Below are 16,229 nucleotides of genomic sequence, written 5' to 3'. Positions count from 1 at the left end.
CAGCATAAGTGCTTGCATTAGTGCGAGTATAATTTAAGATCGCAGTCTATTATTTAAAGCCAAAGTGGAACGCGTGACTCAAGTGCCTAATTACTCCTCAATTTGTATTTTAAGACTCTCTGCCATTGGTGATGTGTGTCATGCCGTTAGTGCTGTACAAGCCATTCAAAAAGCACACCCCAATGCAAAAATAACGTGGGTAATGGGTAAAATAGAAGCCATGTTACTTGCCGATTTACCTGGGGTTGAGCTGGTAGTTTTTGATAAAAAACAAGGTAAGGATGCACTTAAAAAGTTAGCACATTCTTTTAAAGGGCAGCAGTTTGATGTGCTGCTTAATATGCAAGTCGCATTAAGAGCTGGCTTTGTTGCGCGCTGTATTCCGGCTAAAGTAAAAATAGGCTTTGATTGGGCACGTTCAAAAGAATTACATAGCTTGTTTATAAATAAACGAATAGCCCCACAAAAAGAAGCGCATGTGCTAGAGGGATTTAAAGGCTTTGCGGGCGCCATTGGAGTTAAAGACTATTCACCTACCTGGGATATGCCTTATACCTTAGCGGATGAGAACAAAGCAGATGGGCTATTAGGGCCTGCATATTTGACAAATAAGTTATTGGTAATATCTCCTGCGGCCAGTAAAGCACAGCGAAACTGGTTGCCTGAGCGCTATGCTGCCCTTGCTGATTACGCGCATGAGCAGGGCTTCAACGTGGTACTAACGGGCGGCCCAACTGAGCTTGAGATTAATTTAGCTAATCAAATTATAAAACATAGTCACTGCACTATTTTAAACTTAGTCGGTAAAACAAAACTTAAAGAGCTGCTATGTGTACTTAAGCGCGCTGATTTAGTTTTAGCCCCCGATACCGGCCCAGCACATATGGCGGTAACGGTAGGTACGCCGGTTATTGGTTTATATGCGCATTCTAATCCTGCACGTACAGGCCCTTATTCATATCAAGACTACGTAGTTGAGGTGTATCATCAAAACCTGCTAAAGCAAACGGGTAAAACAGCTCAACAATTGCCTTGGGGTACGCGCGTTAAGGGAGATGACCTTATGAGCCAAATAAGCGTAGACAGTGTTAAAACTATGTTTGATCATGTGGTACAAAAAGAGTCTATAAAATGAGTGTAACAGAAAAAAACAAAGCACTTTTTTTAGACCGAGATGGCGTGGTAAATATTGATCATGGCTATGTGTATCAAAGTGAAAAATTTGAATTTATAGACGGTGTGTTTAGTACCTGTAAAGCATTTTATGATGCAGGTTATAAAATTATCATAGTGACTAATCAATCGGGAATAGGGCGAGGTTACTACACTGAAGATGACTTTTTAGCTTTAACTCAGTGGATGAAAACACAATTTAGTAAGCACAATACTAAAATTACAGATGTGTATTTTTGCCCGCACCATCCCAAAAAAGCGATGGCGCAATATTTAAAACAGTGCCAGTGCAGAAAGCCAGCTCCAGGTATGCTGTTACAAGCTATGCAAGAGCATAATATTGACCCTTCGAGCAGTGTTATGGTGGGTGATAAGCTTAGCGATATGCAAGCGGCACAAAAAGCGGCTATTAGCACGCGAGTGCTAGTTCGCTCTGGCCAACAATTTGACGAAACCGCAAAACAATACGCCGATTTAGTGATTGACTCTATTAACGATTTACCAGCACACTACTTGGTATAAAGTGCGTTTATATTTTCGCAACTAAAGTGTTAAGTATTGCTGCCATTACCTGTATTAGCGACGAGCTGCAAACAGTGCATTTTACTTGTTAAACTTTTACAATACACCTCAACATAAACAGTGGCTTTAATGTTGTTGTTTACCCGTTCATTTAATTGGAGACTACAGATGAGAGCATCTGCTTTTTTTAGCCAACTACAAGAGCAAATTGAAGACGTTAAAGCGCAAGGTTTGTATAAAAGTGAGCGTATTATTACCTCGCAGCAACAAGCTCAAATAGAAGTTGCATCTGGCGATAAAGTTATTAATTTTTGTGCTAACAATTACTTAGGCTTAGCAAATAGCCCTGAGCTAATTAAAGCAGCGCAAGGTGGTTTAGATGACCATGGCTTTGGTGTTGCTTCAGTACGTTTTATTTGTGGCACGCAAGATATTCATAAAACACTAGAGCAAAAAATTAGCGCGTTTTTAGAAACCGAAGATACAATTTTATACTCGTCTTGTTTTGATGCTAACACGGGCCTATTTGAAACTATTTTAGGCGCTGAAGATGCTATTATTTCTGATTCTCTAAATCACGCATCAATTATTGATGGCGTACGCTTATGTAAAGCTAAGCGTTTTCGTTATGCTAATAACGATATGGAGGATCTTGAAAAGCAACTTATTGCAGCTGATGAAGCGGGTGCTAAAACAAAATTAATTGCCACCGATGGCGTGTTTTCTATGGATGGCGTAATTTGTAACCTTGAAGCTGTGTGTGACCTTGCTGATAAGTATGATGCATTAGTGATGGTTGATGACTCACATGCGGTAGGCTTTGTTGGCGAAAACGGTAAAGGTACGCCTGAGTACTGTAATGTGCTTGATCGTGTAGATATTATTACCGGCACGCTAGGTAAAGCGCTGGGCGGTGCATCAGGCGGTTATACATCAGGTAAAAAAGAAATTGTTGAATGGCTACGTCAGCGTTCACGCCCTTACTTATTCTCAAATTCATTAGCGCCTTCAATTGTAACTGCATCAATTAAAGTACTCGAAATGCTTGAAAATGGTGGCGAGTTACGCGCTAAACTTTGGTCAAATGCTAAATATTTCCGTGAGCAAATGGAAGCCGCTGGCTTTACGTGTGCGGGTAAAGATCATGCCATTATCCCTGTAATGCTTGGCGATGCTAAAGTTGCTTCATTAATGGCAGACAAACTACTCGCTGAAGGCATTTATGTAACCGGTTTTTCGTTCCCTGTTGTGCCAAAAGGCCAAGCGCGTATTCGTACACAAATTTCTGCTGCGCACAGTATTGAACAACTAGACACCGCAATTGCTGCCTTTACCCGTATTGGTAAAGAAATGGGCGTTATTTAATTTTTTATAAACCGAAGTATTGCTTCGGTTTTTTAGTTGAGTGTTAACTATGAAAGCTTTATCAAAATTAAAAGCCGAAACCGGCATCTGGATGACCGACGTACCCAAGCCTGAAGTAGGGCATAACGATCTACTCATTAAAATTCGTAAAACCGCGATTTGTGGCACCGACGTTCATATTTATAAATGGGATGAGTGGTCACAAAAAACCATTCCGACCCCTATGGTTGTAGGTCATGAGTACGTGGGTGAAGTGGTTGATATGGGCCAAGAAGTACGTGGCTTTGCAGTAGGTGACCGCGTATCTGGCGAGGGACATATTACGTGTGGGCATTGTCGTAACTGTCGTGCTGGTCGTGTGCATTTGTGCCGAAATACAACCGGTGTGGGCGTTAACCGCGAAGGCGCATTTGCTGAATATTTAGTTATTCCGGCCTTTAATGCGTTTAAAATTCCTGACAATATTTCTGACGAGCTTGCGTCTATTTTTGACCCGTTTGGTAATGCTGTGCACACCGCTTTATCGTTTGATTTAGTGGGCGAAGATGTGCTTATTACAGGGGCAGGACCAATTGGTATTATGGCGGCGGCCGTTGCTAAGCATGTGGGTGCTCGCCATGTTGTGATTACCGATGTTAACGAATACCGTTTAGAGCTTGCGCGTAAAATGGGCGCTACACGTGCCGTAAACGTTGCGAATGATAAGCTTGAAGATGTAATGAATGAGCTAGGTATGACTGAAGGTTTTGATATTGGCCTTGAAATGTCAGGTGTGCCAAGCGCCTTTAATTCTATGTTAAATAACATGAACCATGGTGGCAAAATTGCCATGTTGGGTATTCCGCCATCAGATATGGCCGTAGATTGGAATAAAGTTATATTTAAAGGCTTAGTGATCAAAGGTATATATGGTCGCGAGATGTTCGAAACGTGGTACAAAATGGCAAGCTTGATTCAATCGGGCCTTAATTTAGACCCTATTATTACGCATCAATATTCGGTAGATGACTTCCAAGCTGGCTTTGATATGATGATTTCAGGTCAATCTGGTAAAGTAATTTTAAACTGGGAATAGTTTAAAGTTTGCATACAGAGGCGGCTTAAGCCGCCTTTTTATTATATTTTTAAAAGAGATTTCAATGGCATTTAAACATATATCTATAGCACAAACGCACGAACTGCTTGATAAAGAAGATGTAGTGATTGCAGATATACGCGATCCTAACTCGTACCAAGCAGGGCATATTCCTGGCTCCGAAGCGCTTTCAAATGCCAATATAGCTCAGTTTATGATGGAAAAAGAGTTCGATCAGCCCATTATTATTGTTTGCTACCACGGCATGAGCTCACAAGGGGCGGCTAGTTATTTAGTAGAGCAGGGCTTTGAAGATGTATATAGCATGGATGGTGGCTTTACCGCCTGGGAAGCGGCTTACAGCGAGAAAGTGGAACGATGATTGAGCTAGGTAGTTTAAATAATCCTCGTGCCGCACAGGGCTTTATAGATTATTTAAAAAGCCAAGGCTTTGAAGGGCAACTGCGCAGTGCTGATGGCAGTAATGTTATTATTTGTGTTGCGGGCGAGCACTTTCATCAAGTGCAACCTTTGTGGGCTGAATTTGTACAAAACCCCAATCATGAGCGTTATCAACAAGCCTCTTGGGATGTGGGCGGTACACAATCTGGCTTAACGTATCAAGGACAATCGCTTAATTTAGTGGCGCGTTTTAAAGCTCTAAGCTGGCTAAATAAAACCGTAAGTATTGTAAGCGTAGCTATTTACTTTGCATTTTTATTGGGTGGCTTTGAGCAAATTTATACTGCTTTGCAGTTTAGCCCGAGCCAACCACTGAACTGGTTAACGCCGGTACTTGTTCATTTTAGCGCAATGCACATTGTATTTAACCTAATTTGGTGGATGTCGTTAGGTGATAATATTGAAAAGCAATGCGGCAAGCTGAGTTTAGTTGGGCTATTTGTGGTTACTGCACTTATTAGTAACTGGGCTCAGTTTTTAATTGTGGGGCCTAACTTTGGCGGCTTAAGTGGCGTTGTGTATGGTTTATTGGGTTTTTGTTGGATCCACAGCTATTTAAACCCTAAGCAACCTGCGCTAGTTAGCACTGCCATTATTGGCTTTATGTTAATTTGGCTGGTACTTGGTTTTGCTGATGTGTTGTTTATTGGTATGGCTAATTGGGCGCATTTAGGTGGGCTTTTAAGCGGCATGGCTTATGCCGTAACCGCTAATTTATTTAATGCTAAAAAAGCGTAAGCTTAGTGGTATAAATACTTAGTAAATAATACTTCACGAATAATCTCTTGGCCTGTTTCTTCTTTTAACAGGCTTTTTAATTTTTCGGCACACTTTGCTCTAATTTCTTCACGCCCAGTAAGCGACTTTATTTTTTCTTCAGGTTCTTTAGATAGTATTTCTACTAACGCATCGCGTAAAAGCGGGGTATGATGCTCTACAATAGCAATATCTGCATTATTGCTAAGCATTAAATCTATAGTCACGCGTACATAGCCCATTTTTTTACTTGAAGCGCCTATGTAATTGGTAATTATGTCTGGCTCAAAACCAAAATAGCCCACTGTCGATTCCGCTTTTGCCGAAAAGCTAAAACAGTTTAGGATCAGTGCTAAAAAACCTGCGTATACTATTTTTTTCATCTTTAGTGTGTTTCCATTTTCTTAATACAAATAGTTTATACTTAATAGCGCCTAATAAACAGCTCCTGCAATTATTTATCGGCAGTAAAACATCACTTTTTCAAATGCTTTGGCAATGTTATCATCGTCTCGGTTTTTATTTTATTGAGCTATTGTGATTACATTTCCGCTTTCTATATCTGCCAATTGGCAATGTGCTTCTTTGGTAAATAACTTATCTGCGTTAGAGCAAGAGTGGCTATTTGAGCCACATTCATTAACCGCTAAATTAAAAAGTAATGCACAAAGTTTTAGTGTAAAAGTGCTTAATGAGCAAACTTTTACCCTAAGCGATGCACAGCAACAACTACTTGGCTCAAATACAAATAAAGCACTTAATCGCGAGGTGCTTTTATTGTGTGACAATACACCCATGGTGTATGCCCAAAGTTGGCTGCCCAGTACACAAACGCAAACAACACTGCATAATATGGGCGCGCGCCCTTTAGGTGATGTTATTTTTCAGCACCCTGAACTTACCCGAAGTAATATTGAGGTAGGGCGCTTTGACTCAGAGCATGCGCTGCAGTCACTTGTTAAAGAGTTGAATTTAACTACGCACCCTTTATTAGGTCGTCGTAGTGTGTTTTCTATTAATGATTATCACTTTTTAGTGTGCGAAGTATTTTTACCCGGAGCCTATTTGTACTCATGAAATTAGCCCCTTTGCAATTACAGCATAGCCCTTTTTATATTCAGCTCATGCGCATTGACAAACCTATCGGTACATTACTATTACTGTGGCCTACTTATTGGGCTCTATGGCTTGCAAACGCTGGTATGCCAAGCCTAGTTAACTTTATTGTATTTACCTTAGGCGTAATTGTTATGCGCAGTGCTGGCTGCGTTATTAACGATTTTGCAGATAGAAAAATAGACGGCTCAGTTAAGCGTACAGCAGGGCGGCCTTTGGCCACCGGACAAGTAAGTGCAGGTGAAGCACTGAGTTTATTTATATTACTGATAGCCATTGCTTTTGTATTGGTATTACTACTTAGCATCAACACTATTTTATTGTCATTTGGGGCGTTGGCACTGGCATTTTGCTACCCCTTTATGAAACGCTATACACATCTTCCGCAGGTAGTCTTAGGCGCTGCATTTGGTTGGGCAATACCTATGGCATATATGGCATCAGTTGACTCATTACCGCTGCAGGCGTGGCTGTTATTTGTTGCAAATATTTGTTGGACGGTAGCGTACGACACTATGTATGCCATGGTCGACAGAGATGATGATTTAAAAATAGGGGTTAAATCTACTGCTATTTTATTTGGTAAATACGACCGCCATATTATATTTTTATTAAACGCTAATTTTATAGCGTTGTTGGCGCTTATTGGCTTAATTAACCAGCTAGGCTTGGCGTTTGTTGCAGGTTTATGTACTGCCGCTGGGTTACTTATTTATCAGCAAGTGCTTATTCATAAACGTGCGCGTGATTCATGTTTTAAAGCGTTTTTAAATAATCACTATGTTGGATTAGTTATTTTTGTTGGCTTGTTCTTGTCATTTGTATTTGCGCGTTAATTTCATCTCAACGCTATTAATTTAACCTCAGCATAGCCACTAGTTGTTGTGGCTATGTTGGTTTTATCGTGGCGGGTCAATTACTCCACTTATTGAGGCGTTCTTTCTAAACCAGCCAGCAATAGAGTAGCGCTCATTAATGGCAGGTAATACCTCGTGCGCAAAACGCTCGCTTTCAAACATAACGAGTGTCCCCGCGGTGGGTTTAATTATTATCTCTATTTGCTTACTTTTTGGTTTGTATATAACAAGCTCGCCACCTTGCTCGGGCGTATTTAAATAAAGGATTGTTGTAAATACGCGGTTAGATCGCCCTTTAAATGCATCAAAATGCTTTTTATAAAAGTCGCCTTGGGTGTATTTAGCGTAGTGGCACTCATAATCAAATAAGCCCATAAAAAACTGTCGATTAAGTGTGGTTTTTATACTTTCCATTATTGCTTGATAAGTTAGCTGTGCTTGTGAGCTGCCATCAAACCAATAGGTTTTATCTTTACGAATGGTTTTATCTATTTGTAAGTCATTTAAACGGCCAATACCTGCAGCGCTAAAATGCGGGTTAATACGGTGGCAATCGGTGATTAAACTCTCTACTAGCTCGCTAATAAGTGCGTTAGGTATAACAACATAACCATGGGTTTCTATTGCATCTAAATAAACATCAGAACTAAAAAGTGTGTTCATTTATGTCTGTTGATTAAAAAAGGTGCGACAGTGTAGCCTAAAAAAATTTAATAGCTAGTGGTTTGTGCTCCGCTACTTAAGCAAATAAAAACCTAACGCGTAAGTATAAAAACTAAAAGGGCTTTTTAGGTTAAGCAGCTGTGCTGCAGGTTTTGGTAACAAGAAGAGTAAATCAGTAAGGGCTATCTAAATTGGTTGCCCTTAAAAGGTTTAAGGGCAATGCGGTATGCTATTTTTATCTTGGCTTAAGTAATAGTCGTAGATGCTTTTTTGATAAGAGATAATAAATGGTCAATGTGTTCGCCAACTGCTGCTTGTTGGCTTGTTTGTATAACAAGTTGTTCGTGACTTAAGTCTTTATTTGTTTTTAGCTGTACAAGCTCTGTGTGCTCTGCAAGAGTGCTCGCGTGTTCAATACTTGCAATAGCAAAGTGATCTGATTTAACCAGCCCTGACATTACTTGCTCAATGCTGCCTACCTTAATGCTAGCCGATTTGTTGAGCATATCGATGGCTTCGTTAAGCATGCTTTGTACTTGTTTAGACTGAGAAAAACAGCCGTACATAGGGTAGCTATCTAAATCGTGTTTGCTGATATCGCTTTTATTTGCTAACGGATGATGTTTAGAAACAAACAATACCAGTTGGTCTGGCAGGTGTATGTCGCTGCCGATGCTGTTAATTGCCTGCGAATAAACACTGATATCAATCTCGCCCTCTTGCAGTTTGCGTGCAAGTTCGTGCTGCTCTTGCAATTGCATTTCTATTTTAACATGGGGGTATTGTGCTAAAAATTGCCCGCATGAGATAGGTACTACACTGCTGGCTTTGTTGGTATAGCCAATGACTAACTTTTCGTCAGTATTGCCGTTAACCGATTGAGAAATTCGTTTTTTTGTATGCTCAAGTTCGGCAAGGGTGTTTTTGGCGTAATCAAGGAATAGCTCGCCTTCGGGTGTTAACTTTACTGAACGTGTTGAGCGTTTCACCAGTTCGTACCCCATTTCGTCTTCTAGGGTTTGAATGCTGCGCGTTAGCGCTGATGTGCTAATTTGAGTTTGTTCGGCTGCTTGTCTGAAGTGGCGTAACACACCAAGCGCTACAAATTGTTCTAACTGTTCAAATCTCACTTTATAGTCCCTTTTTATAAGTAAGTCGCGTGTGCCGCGAACATCAATAATATTAGATTCGAGCTTTCAAAAAGCGAAGCCTAATATGTAACTGTGTTTGCAAATTTATGACATATTTGCCTCAGCATATCCCTCTTTTAGTATTATTTAAAGAGAAGACGCATTTAAAAGTATTACCAATTAGGCTTATTTATAGTGATTTATTACTCTATTTAAAACTAAGCTATGTTAGCAAGTAAGATTAAATACAATGACTTAGGTGCTTTGATGCTTTTAAAAGTAATACTTTAGACATAATTTAGCATTAATTAATAAAAAAGTATGCCAGAAAAAAGGCTATAGGAAAATCCTACGTAGTGATTTGTAATGAAGTGAGGCATAAACGTTTATAGTTTTAGGGTATGCCATCGCTTTATTATTGTTTAAGATTTTAGAAAAATAAGCCGCTAAGGCTTATTACTTTTGTTAGTAAAGTTTTTAGTAATGCGGTTACTTAGGGGTTTGTCTTCAATACTTTGTAGCTCTATTTCTATGGCGTCGCACGAAATATGAATTTCAAATAACGATGTTAATAACGAAAGGCTTAAGCACGCTAAGCTCACCCCAAACAAAATAATGCCTGTGGTATTAAATTCTATAAATAAGGCAAACATTGATAGCGTACACAATAAAAAAGACGCCACACCATACACTTGCATGGTACGTATTAGCTTAATGCGCTTTCTTAAGTTTGTTATTTGAGCCACAACAACGGGGCGAATAGATTCACCTTCTCGAGAATTTAATTCTCGGATTAATTGCGCTAGTACTAAAAAGCGGTTTGTGTAAGCAAGCAGCAACAGTGAGATTGCTGGAAAAAGTAAACCTGGGGTAGTAAGTGTCATTGTTTTATCCTAAAAAGTTACCTGCTATACACTTTAGTAGAGTATCGTAGGATATTGTAAACACAAAATAATTGAGGTGATAATTGCAAAATATTAATACTCATAGTACTCAGCAAGCTTTTCAGTGGGTAACGCTCTACAAAGCAGATAACACATTAGAGGCAAATATAATCAAAGGGCTGTTATTAAGCGCGGGAATTGAGTGCCAAATTCAAGGTGAAATGCTTCAAGGCGCCTTAGGCGAAATTCCCTTTGAACAAACCCAAGTAAGTGTGCAGGTTTATTCGATAAAAGAGCGCCACGCGCGCGAAATATTGGTAAACTACCAACAAGTAAAACAATCCGCTCCAGATTGGGTATGCCCTAACTGTAATGAGCATAATGGATCAACATTTGATTTTTGTTGGTCATGTGAGACGTTAAGAAATGACAAAAGCGAATAACTTTCAACGTATTAGAGAGCTAAACTACTTACAAAAAGCGGTGTTAGCAAGTGCTTTAATTGAGCGTATGTTACCTAATTATGGTTTATTTAGTGAAGCCACCGGTTTTGGTGATGAAGCCTTATTACGCAGTGCGTTAAATGTTTGCTGGGAAAAAATATTACTACCAAAAAGTAAAATAGATCTCGAAAAACAAGTAGAAAAAATTGAGCCAAATGTACCTGAACTTGCCGACTTTGATATGTTTGGCACTTACCCCGCAATAGATGCTGCAACGTCGCTTTTGAGCCTAATGCACGGTTTGATGGGGCAAGACGAGCAAGAATTTATAAGTGTTAGTAAAATATCGCAAGCAACAGTGGCGCGTTTTATTGAATACCAAATGACGGTTGAAGGTGAAGTGGCTGACAATAAAGCCGTACGAGAACACCCATTAATGCAATACGAAATTGAAGTTTTAAGTGAGCTAATCGATTTTGTAGAAAATATGGGCCGCGTGACTTCTGAAAACGTTAAGGCACTTAAAAAGCAGGCCGTTGCAGATGGACAAACCAATATTGGTTTAGCGTTATAGTTGTAATTATTAACTGTGGTTAATTAATCGCTCTCTAGCAATTTTAGCGTTTATTACGTTGAACTTAGTAAAAACCTTAGCTAGAGAATGATAAAATAGTTTTAAATATGTGTGTAAATCTCTTAACCACAATGCAGGTTAAGCAGTAAATAAAGGCAGGAGAAGTAAAGTGCGAATTTTAGGCATTGAGTCATCGTGTGATGAAACCGGTATTGCAATTTACGATGATGAAAAAGGCTTATTGGCTCACCAGTTATACAGCCAAGTAAAAGTACATGCAGATTATGGCGGTGTTGTACCTGAGCTTGCATCGCGCGATCATGTTCGTAAAACCCTGCCACTTATTGACGCTGCGTTTGCTCAAGCCGGTTGTGGCCCTGAAGATTTAGATGGCATTGCATACACCGCAGGCCCTGGTTTAGTCGGGGCGTTACTGGTAGGTACCTCTATTGGCCGCTCTTTAGCCTATGGTTGGGATATTCCAGCTGTTGCCGTGCATCATATGGAAGGGCATTTACTTGCTCCTATGCTTGAAGAAAACATGCCTGAGTTTCCCTTTATTGCTTTGCTCGTGTCGGGCGGCCATACCATGATGGTAAAAGTAGCCGGTATAGGCCAGTACGAAGTATTGGGTGAATCTGTTGATGATGCCGCAGGTGAAGCATTTGATAAAACAGCTAAACTGCTAGGGCTTGATTACCCTGGCGGCCCTCGACTAGCTAAAATGGCTGAGCAAGGTGTTGCAAAACGGTTTGTTTTTCCACGCCCTATGACGGATAAGCCAGGCCTTGATTTTAGCTTTAGTGGCTTAAAAACAGCAGCTTCTATAGCGATTCGCGAAAATGATGATGACGCACAAACCAAAGCAGATATCGCCCATGCGTTTCAAACAGCAGTGATTGATACATTGGTTATTAAGTGTAAGCGTGCTCTAAAACAAACCGGGATAAAACGTTTAGTGATTGCCGGCGGAGTAAGTGCAAATACACAGCTGCGCTTACAGCTTGAGCGTGTTATGCAAGGTATGAAAGGACAGGTTTACTATCCACGTACTGAGTTTTGTACTGATAATGGCGCAATGATTGCCTACGCTGGTATGCAGCGCTTAAAAGCAGGCCAATTTGCCACACTCGACATGAAAACCAAACCGCGTTGGCCAATAGACAGCTTAGAAGCGATTTAGCATCAATAATTATTGATTTTTTTCATTAGTGGGTGCTTTTTTGGCGCCCACTTTTGGTTCTTCACCTTTAAAAAGGCGCATAATATTAGTGCGATGACGAAATATAATTAGCACGGTAATAAAGGTTACCGGTAGGGTGTAAAGCGGTTTAATCAACCACGTATACAGTGGAGCAAGCGACACCGTGACCAAAGCGCCTAATGAAGAAAAGCGCGTAATAGCAACCACAATAATCCAGGTACTTATTAATAGCCCCGCCAACAATAAACCAATCGGCAATAAAGAGCCAAACGCAGTGGCTACCGCCTTTCCGCCTTTAAAACTAAAAAATAGTGGGTACATATGCCCTAAGCACGCGGCAACGGCGACCAAACCAAGTGCTAAAGGCGTTAGGTCTAAAAAATACGCCCCCCATACGGGGATGGTGCCTTTTAAAATATCAAACACTAATACTAAGCACGCAGGAAATGCTCCACCTAAACGATACACATTGGTGGCACCTGGGTTATTTGAACCGCTGCTGCGAGGGTCTGGCAGTTTGAATAGCCGAGACACTAATATAGCCGATGAAATCGACCCTAATAAGTAGGCTAAAACAAACAGTAAAATGGCTAACACAAAGTCCCTTATTTTTTAATTGCTATACCCATCGATAGCACTTTTACGCTATTATTGGCGGCACAATTTATCGTGAAAATTATTAACTGCTGTATTTTGCAGTTAATGTAGCTATTTGGCTATTGTAGAAGTAATTTTTACATATTTAAACACTGCTTAAAGCATATACAGTATTAATTTAATCAATGCATTGTATGCTTTGAGAGTGCTTATAGTTATTTGGAGTATCAATGGATAAGGTTTTTATATCTCAACTACACGTCGACACAATTATTGGAGTGTACGACTTTGAAAAAGAAAGTAAACAAAGCCTTTATTTTGATATTGAAATGCTCAGCGATATAAAGCCTGCAGCAGCAAATGATGACATTAATTTAGCACTCGATTATGCAAAAGTAAGCGAGCGAGTGATTGAGCACACTACGGCTAAGCCGGTTGAGTTACTTGAAACCTTAGTAGAGCAACTAGCAACTATTATATTAACCGAATTTAATACACCACAAGTAACAATTAGAGTGAGCAAACCGGCCGCTGTAGCGCAAGCAAACACCGTAGGTGTAGAAATAACACGCACAAAGGCTATGAGCTAAATGGCGCAAATTTATATCAGCTTAGGCTCAAATATAAATAAAGCGCATTATATTCGCTGTGCGCTTGATGCACTTGAGCAACACTTTACAGATATTGTGCATTCATCTGTTTTTGAAAGCGAAGCCGTAGGGTTTAAAGGTAATAACTTTTATAACTCGGTGGTGGCTGCTACCACACCAATGCCGCTTGAGCGTGTATGTAAGTTATTAAAACAAATAGAGCGAGATAACGGGCGTAAAGCGGATGATAAAAAATTTAGCCCCCGTACATTAGATTTAGATCTGCTCTTTTACGATGACGTTATTTGCGACTCGCCAGCACAATTACCTCGCGATGAAATTACCAAAAACGCTTTTGTACTTCAGCCTCTTTGTGAAGTCGCCCCCAATTTTTATCACCCCGTTGCTAAGCAAACCATTGCTGCGCTATGGAGTGCGTATAACAACCCTCAACAAAAACTATGGAAGGTGGAGTTTTCTAACCCATGAGTATTTTAGAAATAATTATTTTAGCCCTGATACAAGGATTTACTGAGTTTTTACCTATTTCGAGCTCAGCTCACTTAATTTTACCTTCGCAAATTTTGGGATGGGAAGACCAAGGCCTTGCTTTTGATGTGGCTGTGCATGTTGGTACGTTAATAGCGGTTGTTATATATTTTCGTAAAGAAGTGGCTGATATTCTCAGCGCCTGGTTTAAATCGTTTGGCGCTCAAGGCACCACCGACGACAGCAAACTTGGCTGGTGGATTATACTGGGCACTGTACCTGCTGCGTTATTAGGCTTATTGCTAAAAGACGTTGTTGAGCTGTACCTACGCAGTGCCTGGGTTATAGCAGCTACGACTATTATTTTTGGTTTATTACTTTGGTACGCCGACGCCAAAGGTAAGCAAATGAAAACAATTTATCAGCTTAACTGGAAAACAGCGCTGCTTATTGGCTTTGCTCAAGCGGTGGCTATGATCCCAGGTACCTCTCGCTCAGGCATTACTATGACAGCGGGTTTATTGCTGGGCATGAACAAACAAAGCGCAGCGCGTTTTTCGTTTTTACTCGCTATACCTATTATTTCTATGATGGGCCTTTACTACACGATAGAGCTGGCTTTAGGCGATCATGTGGTTGATTGGAGCACATTAATTTTAGGTGTAGTCCTTTCGTTTTTATCGGCGTACGCCTGTATTTTCATGTTTTTAAAAGTGATAGAACGAATGGGCATGCTGCCGTTTGTAATTTACAGACTTTTACTTGGCGTTGGCTTAATTGTATTTTTAACGCTGTAATTTAGCTTATTACCAGCAAGCCCTCTTACTTAGGTAAGAGGGCTTTTTTATTTTATTAACGCTGTTTTAGCATCAGTGAATTGACGATACGCGCATAGTCACGAAGCCTAAAATTTGGCATTATAGCGCCATTAAACTTCACAGACGTGCGAAGTACGAAAGGATTTAAAAAGTTATGCATATTCATATATTAGGCATTTGCGGCACCTTTATGGGCGGTATAGCGGCCATTGCTAAATCGCTTGGCCATAAAGTGACGGGCTCTGATCAAAATGTTTACCCGCCGATGAGCACTCAACTTGAGCAGCTGGGCATTGAGCTAACCCAAGGTTACGACGTAAAACAGTTAGAGCCAAAGCCAGATATGGTGGTTATTGGTAATGCCATGAGCCGAGGTAACCCCTGTGTAGAGTATGTTTTAGATAAGGGCTTGCCGTATACATCGGGGCCAGAGTGGCTTAAACATAACCTATTGCAAAATGCTTGGGTGCTTGCGGTGGCAGGCACACATGGCAAAACCACCACAGCAAGTATGCTGGCGTGGATTTTAGAGTATGCAGGTTTAAAACCCGGGTTTTTAATTGGTGGCATAGTTCAAAACTTTGGTGTGTCAGCCAAAGTGGGTGAAACCCCATTTTTTGTAATAGAAGCGGATGAATACGATACCGCTTTTTTTGATAAGCGCAGTAAATTTGTGCATTACTTACCACGTACGCTCATTTTAAATAACCTTGAGTTTGACCACGCCGATATTTTTGACGATTTAAACGCAATAAAAAAACAATTTCATCATTTAATGCGTACATTACCTCATACTGGCAAGGTAATTTGGCCAAAAGACGATATCGCACTTGATGATGTTATTAAGCAAGGGCTCTGGAGCGAAAGTGAAACCCTAAATGGTGATTGGCATTATGACTTGTTAAGCGCTGATGGCAGCCAATTTAATGTGCTTTTAAACAATGAACTTCAAGGCACAGTTAATTGGCAGGCTATAGGCGAGCATAATGTTAAAAATGCCATTATGGCTATCGCGGCAGCGCGCCATGTAGGTATAGCCGTTGAGCATAGCATTGCAGCGCTTGAAGAGTTTATTAGCCCTAAACGGCGTATGGAGCTTAAAGCCGATATAAATAACATTAAAGTGTACGACGATTTTGCGCACCACCCAACAGCCATAAAAACCACGCTTGCGGGGTTACGTGCAAAAGTGGGTGATGAAAAAATTATTGCTATTTTAGAGCCACGCTCAAACACCATGAAGATGGGTGTACACCAACATACGCTACTTGCTTCGTTAAGTGATGCCGATGACGTGCTGTTATTTGAGCCCGATAACCTAAATTGGTCTCTTAAAGCGCAAGCCGATAATGCCGGTATGCAGTGTTTTAATAGTACGCAAATGATTATTGACACTGTGCTTGAAAATATCATGCCAAATCAGCACATATTAATTATGAGCAATGGCGGTTTTAATGGCTTACATCAACACTTAGTTGATGGTTTAGCTAAAAAATACAGCGGAGAATAAT

Annotated in this window: 20 protein-coding genes; 15 read left to right on the top strand and 5 right to left on the bottom strand. The window is 40.4% G+C overall.

Features of this window, described 5'->3' with window-relative positions; all coding sequences use genetic code 11:
• Positions 1–73: 73 nt before the first annotated feature.
• The 6 genes from PSH50_RS04845 to glpG all read left to right on the top strand — a co-directional run bounded on the left by PSH50_RS04845 (position 74) and on the right by glpG (position 5,335).
• Positions 74–1,135 carry a glycosyltransferase family 9 protein gene (locus PSH50_RS04845; RefSeq protein WP_273586259.1) on the top strand — a complete coding sequence of 354 codons (1,062 nt, stop codon included), beginning with the start codon at positions 74–76 and terminating at the stop codon, positions 1,133–1,135.
• The gene (gene gmhB, locus PSH50_RS04840) at positions 1,132–1,695 is read left to right on the top strand and encodes a D-glycero-beta-D-manno-heptose 1,7-bisphosphate 7-phosphatase (protein ID WP_273586258.1); all 564 of its coding nucleotides are present in this window, start codon (positions 1,132–1,134) and stop codon (positions 1,693–1,695) included. Before PSH50_RS04845 ends, gmhB begins: the two co-directional genes overlap by 4 nt.
• Positions 1,696–1,863: 168 nt before the next feature.
• Positions 1,864–3,060: a glycine C-acetyltransferase gene (locus PSH50_RS04835; protein ID WP_024034359.1), complete on the top strand. Its 1,197-nt coding sequence runs from the start codon at positions 1,864–1,866 to the stop codon at positions 3,058–3,060.
• A 49-nt stretch (positions 3,061–3,109) separates the two neighbouring features.
• Positions 3,110–4,135: an L-threonine 3-dehydrogenase gene (tdh, locus tag PSH50_RS04830; protein ID WP_004588559.1), complete on the top strand. Its 1,026-nt coding sequence runs from the start codon at positions 3,110–3,112 to the stop codon at positions 4,133–4,135.
• Positions 4,136–4,199: 64 nt separating this feature from the next.
• Entirely contained in the window at positions 4,200–4,517 is a 318-nt protein-coding gene (glpE, locus tag PSH50_RS04825) for a thiosulfate sulfurtransferase GlpE (protein ID WP_004588558.1), read from the top strand.
• Positions 4,514–5,335, top strand: coding sequence for a rhomboid family intramembrane serine protease GlpG (glpG, locus tag PSH50_RS04820; protein WP_273586257.1), 822 nt, complete (start codon positions 4,514–4,516; stop codon positions 5,333–5,335). Before glpE ends, glpG begins: the two co-directional genes overlap by 4 nt.
• A gap of 2 nt (positions 5,336–5,337) precedes the next feature.
• On the opposite strand, the gene PSH50_RS04815 is transcribed toward glpG, so the two are convergent.
• Positions 5,338–5,736 carry a flagellar basal body-associated protein FliL gene (locus PSH50_RS04815; protein WP_024034357.1) on the bottom strand — a complete coding sequence of 133 codons (399 nt, stop codon included), beginning with the start codon at positions 5,734–5,736 and terminating at the stop codon, positions 5,338–5,340.
• 154 nt (positions 5,737–5,890) lie between these two features.
• On the opposite strand from PSH50_RS04815, the gene PSH50_RS04810 reads away from it, so the two are divergent.
• Both PSH50_RS04810 and ubiA read left to right on the top strand, forming a co-directional pair.
• Entirely contained in the window at positions 5,891–6,430 is a 540-nt protein-coding gene (locus PSH50_RS04810; RefSeq protein ID WP_029773569.1) for a chorismate lyase, read from the top strand.
• Positions 6,427–7,305, top strand: a complete 879-nt coding sequence (gene ubiA, locus PSH50_RS04805; protein ID WP_273586256.1) for a 4-hydroxybenzoate octaprenyltransferase — start codon at positions 6,427–6,429, stop codon at positions 7,303–7,305. The genes PSH50_RS04810 and ubiA overlap by 4 nt, the downstream gene beginning before the upstream one ends.
• A gap of 63 nt (positions 7,306–7,368) precedes the next feature.
• Here ubiA and PSH50_RS04800 read toward each other — a convergent pair whose 3' ends face one another.
• From PSH50_RS04800 to PSH50_RS04790, 3 genes are all read right to left on the bottom strand, one after another.
• On the bottom strand, positions 7,369–7,989 hold the full coding sequence (locus tag PSH50_RS04800) for a 2OG-Fe(II) oxygenase (protein ID WP_138611054.1): 621 nt from the start codon (positions 7,987–7,989) through the stop codon (positions 7,369–7,371).
• 245 nt (positions 7,990–8,234) lie between these two features.
• A complete protein-coding gene (locus PSH50_RS04795) occupies positions 8,235–9,119 on the bottom strand; it encodes a LysR family transcriptional regulator (protein WP_004588552.1) in 885 nt (294 codons plus the stop codon).
• Positions 9,120–9,565: 446 nt separating this feature from the next.
• Positions 9,566–10,003, bottom strand: a complete 438-nt coding sequence (locus PSH50_RS04790) for a DUF2721 domain-containing protein (protein ID WP_096740037.1) — start codon at positions 10,001–10,003, stop codon at positions 9,566–9,568.
• 83 nt (positions 10,004–10,086) lie between these two features.
• Here PSH50_RS04790 and PSH50_RS04785 point away from each other — a divergent pair, with 83 nt between their 5' ends.
• The 3 genes from PSH50_RS04785 (at position 10,087) to tsaD (ending at position 12,203) form a co-directional block, all read left to right on the top strand.
• A complete protein-coding gene (locus tag PSH50_RS04785) occupies positions 10,087–10,446 on the top strand; it encodes a DUF2007 domain-containing protein (RefSeq protein WP_024034351.1) in 360 nt (119 codons plus the stop codon).
• Entirely contained in the window at positions 10,430–11,020 is a 591-nt protein-coding gene (locus PSH50_RS04780) for a YjaG family protein (protein ID WP_004588549.1), read from the top strand. The genes PSH50_RS04785 and PSH50_RS04780 overlap by 17 nt, the downstream gene beginning before the upstream one ends.
• Before the next feature lie 169 nt (positions 11,021–11,189).
• On the top strand, positions 11,190–12,203 hold the full coding sequence (gene tsaD / locus PSH50_RS04775) for a tRNA (adenosine(37)-N6)-threonylcarbamoyltransferase complex transferase subunit TsaD (protein ID WP_273586255.1): 1,014 nt from the start codon (positions 11,190–11,192) through the stop codon (positions 12,201–12,203).
• Positions 12,204–12,212: 9 nt separating this feature from the next.
• On the opposite strand, the gene plsY is transcribed toward tsaD, so the two are convergent.
• Complete coding sequence (gene plsY, locus PSH50_RS04770; RefSeq protein WP_273586254.1) at positions 12,213–12,821, bottom strand: glycerol-3-phosphate 1-O-acyltransferase PlsY; 609 nt, start codon at positions 12,819–12,821, stop codon at positions 12,213–12,215.
• 230 nt (positions 12,822–13,051) lie between these two features.
• On the opposite strand from plsY, the gene folB reads away from it, so the two are divergent.
• The 4 genes from folB to mpl all read left to right on the top strand — a co-directional run bounded on the left by folB (position 13,052) and on the right by mpl (position 16,228).
• Entirely contained in the window at positions 13,052–13,411 is a 360-nt protein-coding gene (gene folB, locus PSH50_RS04765; protein ID WP_004588546.1) for a dihydroneopterin aldolase, read from the top strand.
• Positions 13,412–13,900: a 2-amino-4-hydroxy-6-hydroxymethyldihydropteridine diphosphokinase gene (folK, locus tag PSH50_RS04760; RefSeq protein ID WP_273586253.1), complete on the top strand. Its 489-nt coding sequence runs from the start codon at positions 13,412–13,414 to the stop codon at positions 13,898–13,900.
• Entirely contained in the window at positions 13,897–14,697 is an 801-nt protein-coding gene (locus tag PSH50_RS04755; protein WP_004588544.1) for an undecaprenyl-diphosphate phosphatase, read from the top strand. The genes folK and PSH50_RS04755 overlap by 4 nt, the downstream gene beginning before the upstream one ends.
• 175 nt (positions 14,698–14,872) lie before the next feature.
• Complete coding sequence (mpl, locus tag PSH50_RS04750; protein WP_054983168.1) at positions 14,873–16,228, top strand: UDP-N-acetylmuramate:L-alanyl-gamma-D-glutamyl-meso-diaminopimelate ligase; 1,356 nt, start codon at positions 14,873–14,875, stop codon at positions 16,226–16,228.
• Position 16,229: the final 1 nt, after the last annotated feature.

Source organism: Pseudoalteromonas sp. Angola-7 (assembly GCF_028599255.1).
GTDB classification, from domain to species: domain Bacteria; phylum Pseudomonadota; class Gammaproteobacteria; order Enterobacterales; family Alteromonadaceae; genus Pseudoalteromonas; species Pseudoalteromonas atlantica.
Note: the sequence above shows the minus strand (reverse complement) of the source record. Positions and strands in the feature narration are given on the sequence as shown.

Coding starts and splice junctions, on each gene's coding strand:
- PSH50_RS04835 (WP_024034359.1), top strand. CDS start 1,864: ATGAGAGCATCTGCTTTTTTTAGCCAACTACAAGAGCAAATTGAAGAC.
- glpE (WP_004588558.1), top strand. CDS start 4,200: ATGGCATTTAAACATATATCTATAGCACAAACGCACGAACTGCTTGAT.
- folK (WP_273586253.1), top strand. CDS start 13,412: ATGGCGCAAATTTATATCAGCTTAGGCTCAAATATAAATAAAGCGCAT.
- PSH50_RS04755 (WP_004588544.1), top strand. CDS start 13,897: ATGAGTATTTTAGAAATAATTATTTTAGCCCTGATACAAGGATTTACT.
- glpG (WP_273586257.1), top strand. CDS start 4,514: ATGATTGAGCTAGGTAGTTTAAATAATCCTCGTGCCGCACAGGGCTTT.
- PSH50_RS04815 (WP_024034357.1), bottom strand. CDS start 5,736: ATGAAAAAAATAGTATACGCAGGTTTTTTAGCACTGATCCTAAACTGT.
- PSH50_RS04780 (WP_004588549.1), top strand. CDS start 10,430: ATGACAAAAGCGAATAACTTTCAACGTATTAGAGAGCTAAACTACTTA.
- folB (WP_004588546.1), top strand. CDS start 13,052: ATGGATAAGGTTTTTATATCTCAACTACACGTCGACACAATTATTGGA.
- PSH50_RS04800 (WP_138611054.1), bottom strand. CDS start 7,989: ATGAACACACTTTTTAGTTCTGATGTTTATTTAGATGCAATAGAAACC.
- gmhB (WP_273586258.1), top strand. CDS start 1,132: ATGAGTGTAACAGAAAAAAACAAAGCACTTTTTTTAGACCGAGATGGC.
- ubiA (WP_273586256.1), top strand. CDS start 6,427: ATGAAATTAGCCCCTTTGCAATTACAGCATAGCCCTTTTTATATTCAG.
- mpl (WP_054983168.1), top strand. CDS start 14,873: ATGCATATTCATATATTAGGCATTTGCGGCACCTTTATGGGCGGTATA.
- PSH50_RS04790 (WP_096740037.1), bottom strand. CDS start 10,003: ATGACACTTACTACCCCAGGTTTACTTTTTCCAGCAATCTCACTGTTG.
- tdh (WP_004588559.1), top strand. CDS start 3,110: ATGAAAGCTTTATCAAAATTAAAAGCCGAAACCGGCATCTGGATGACC.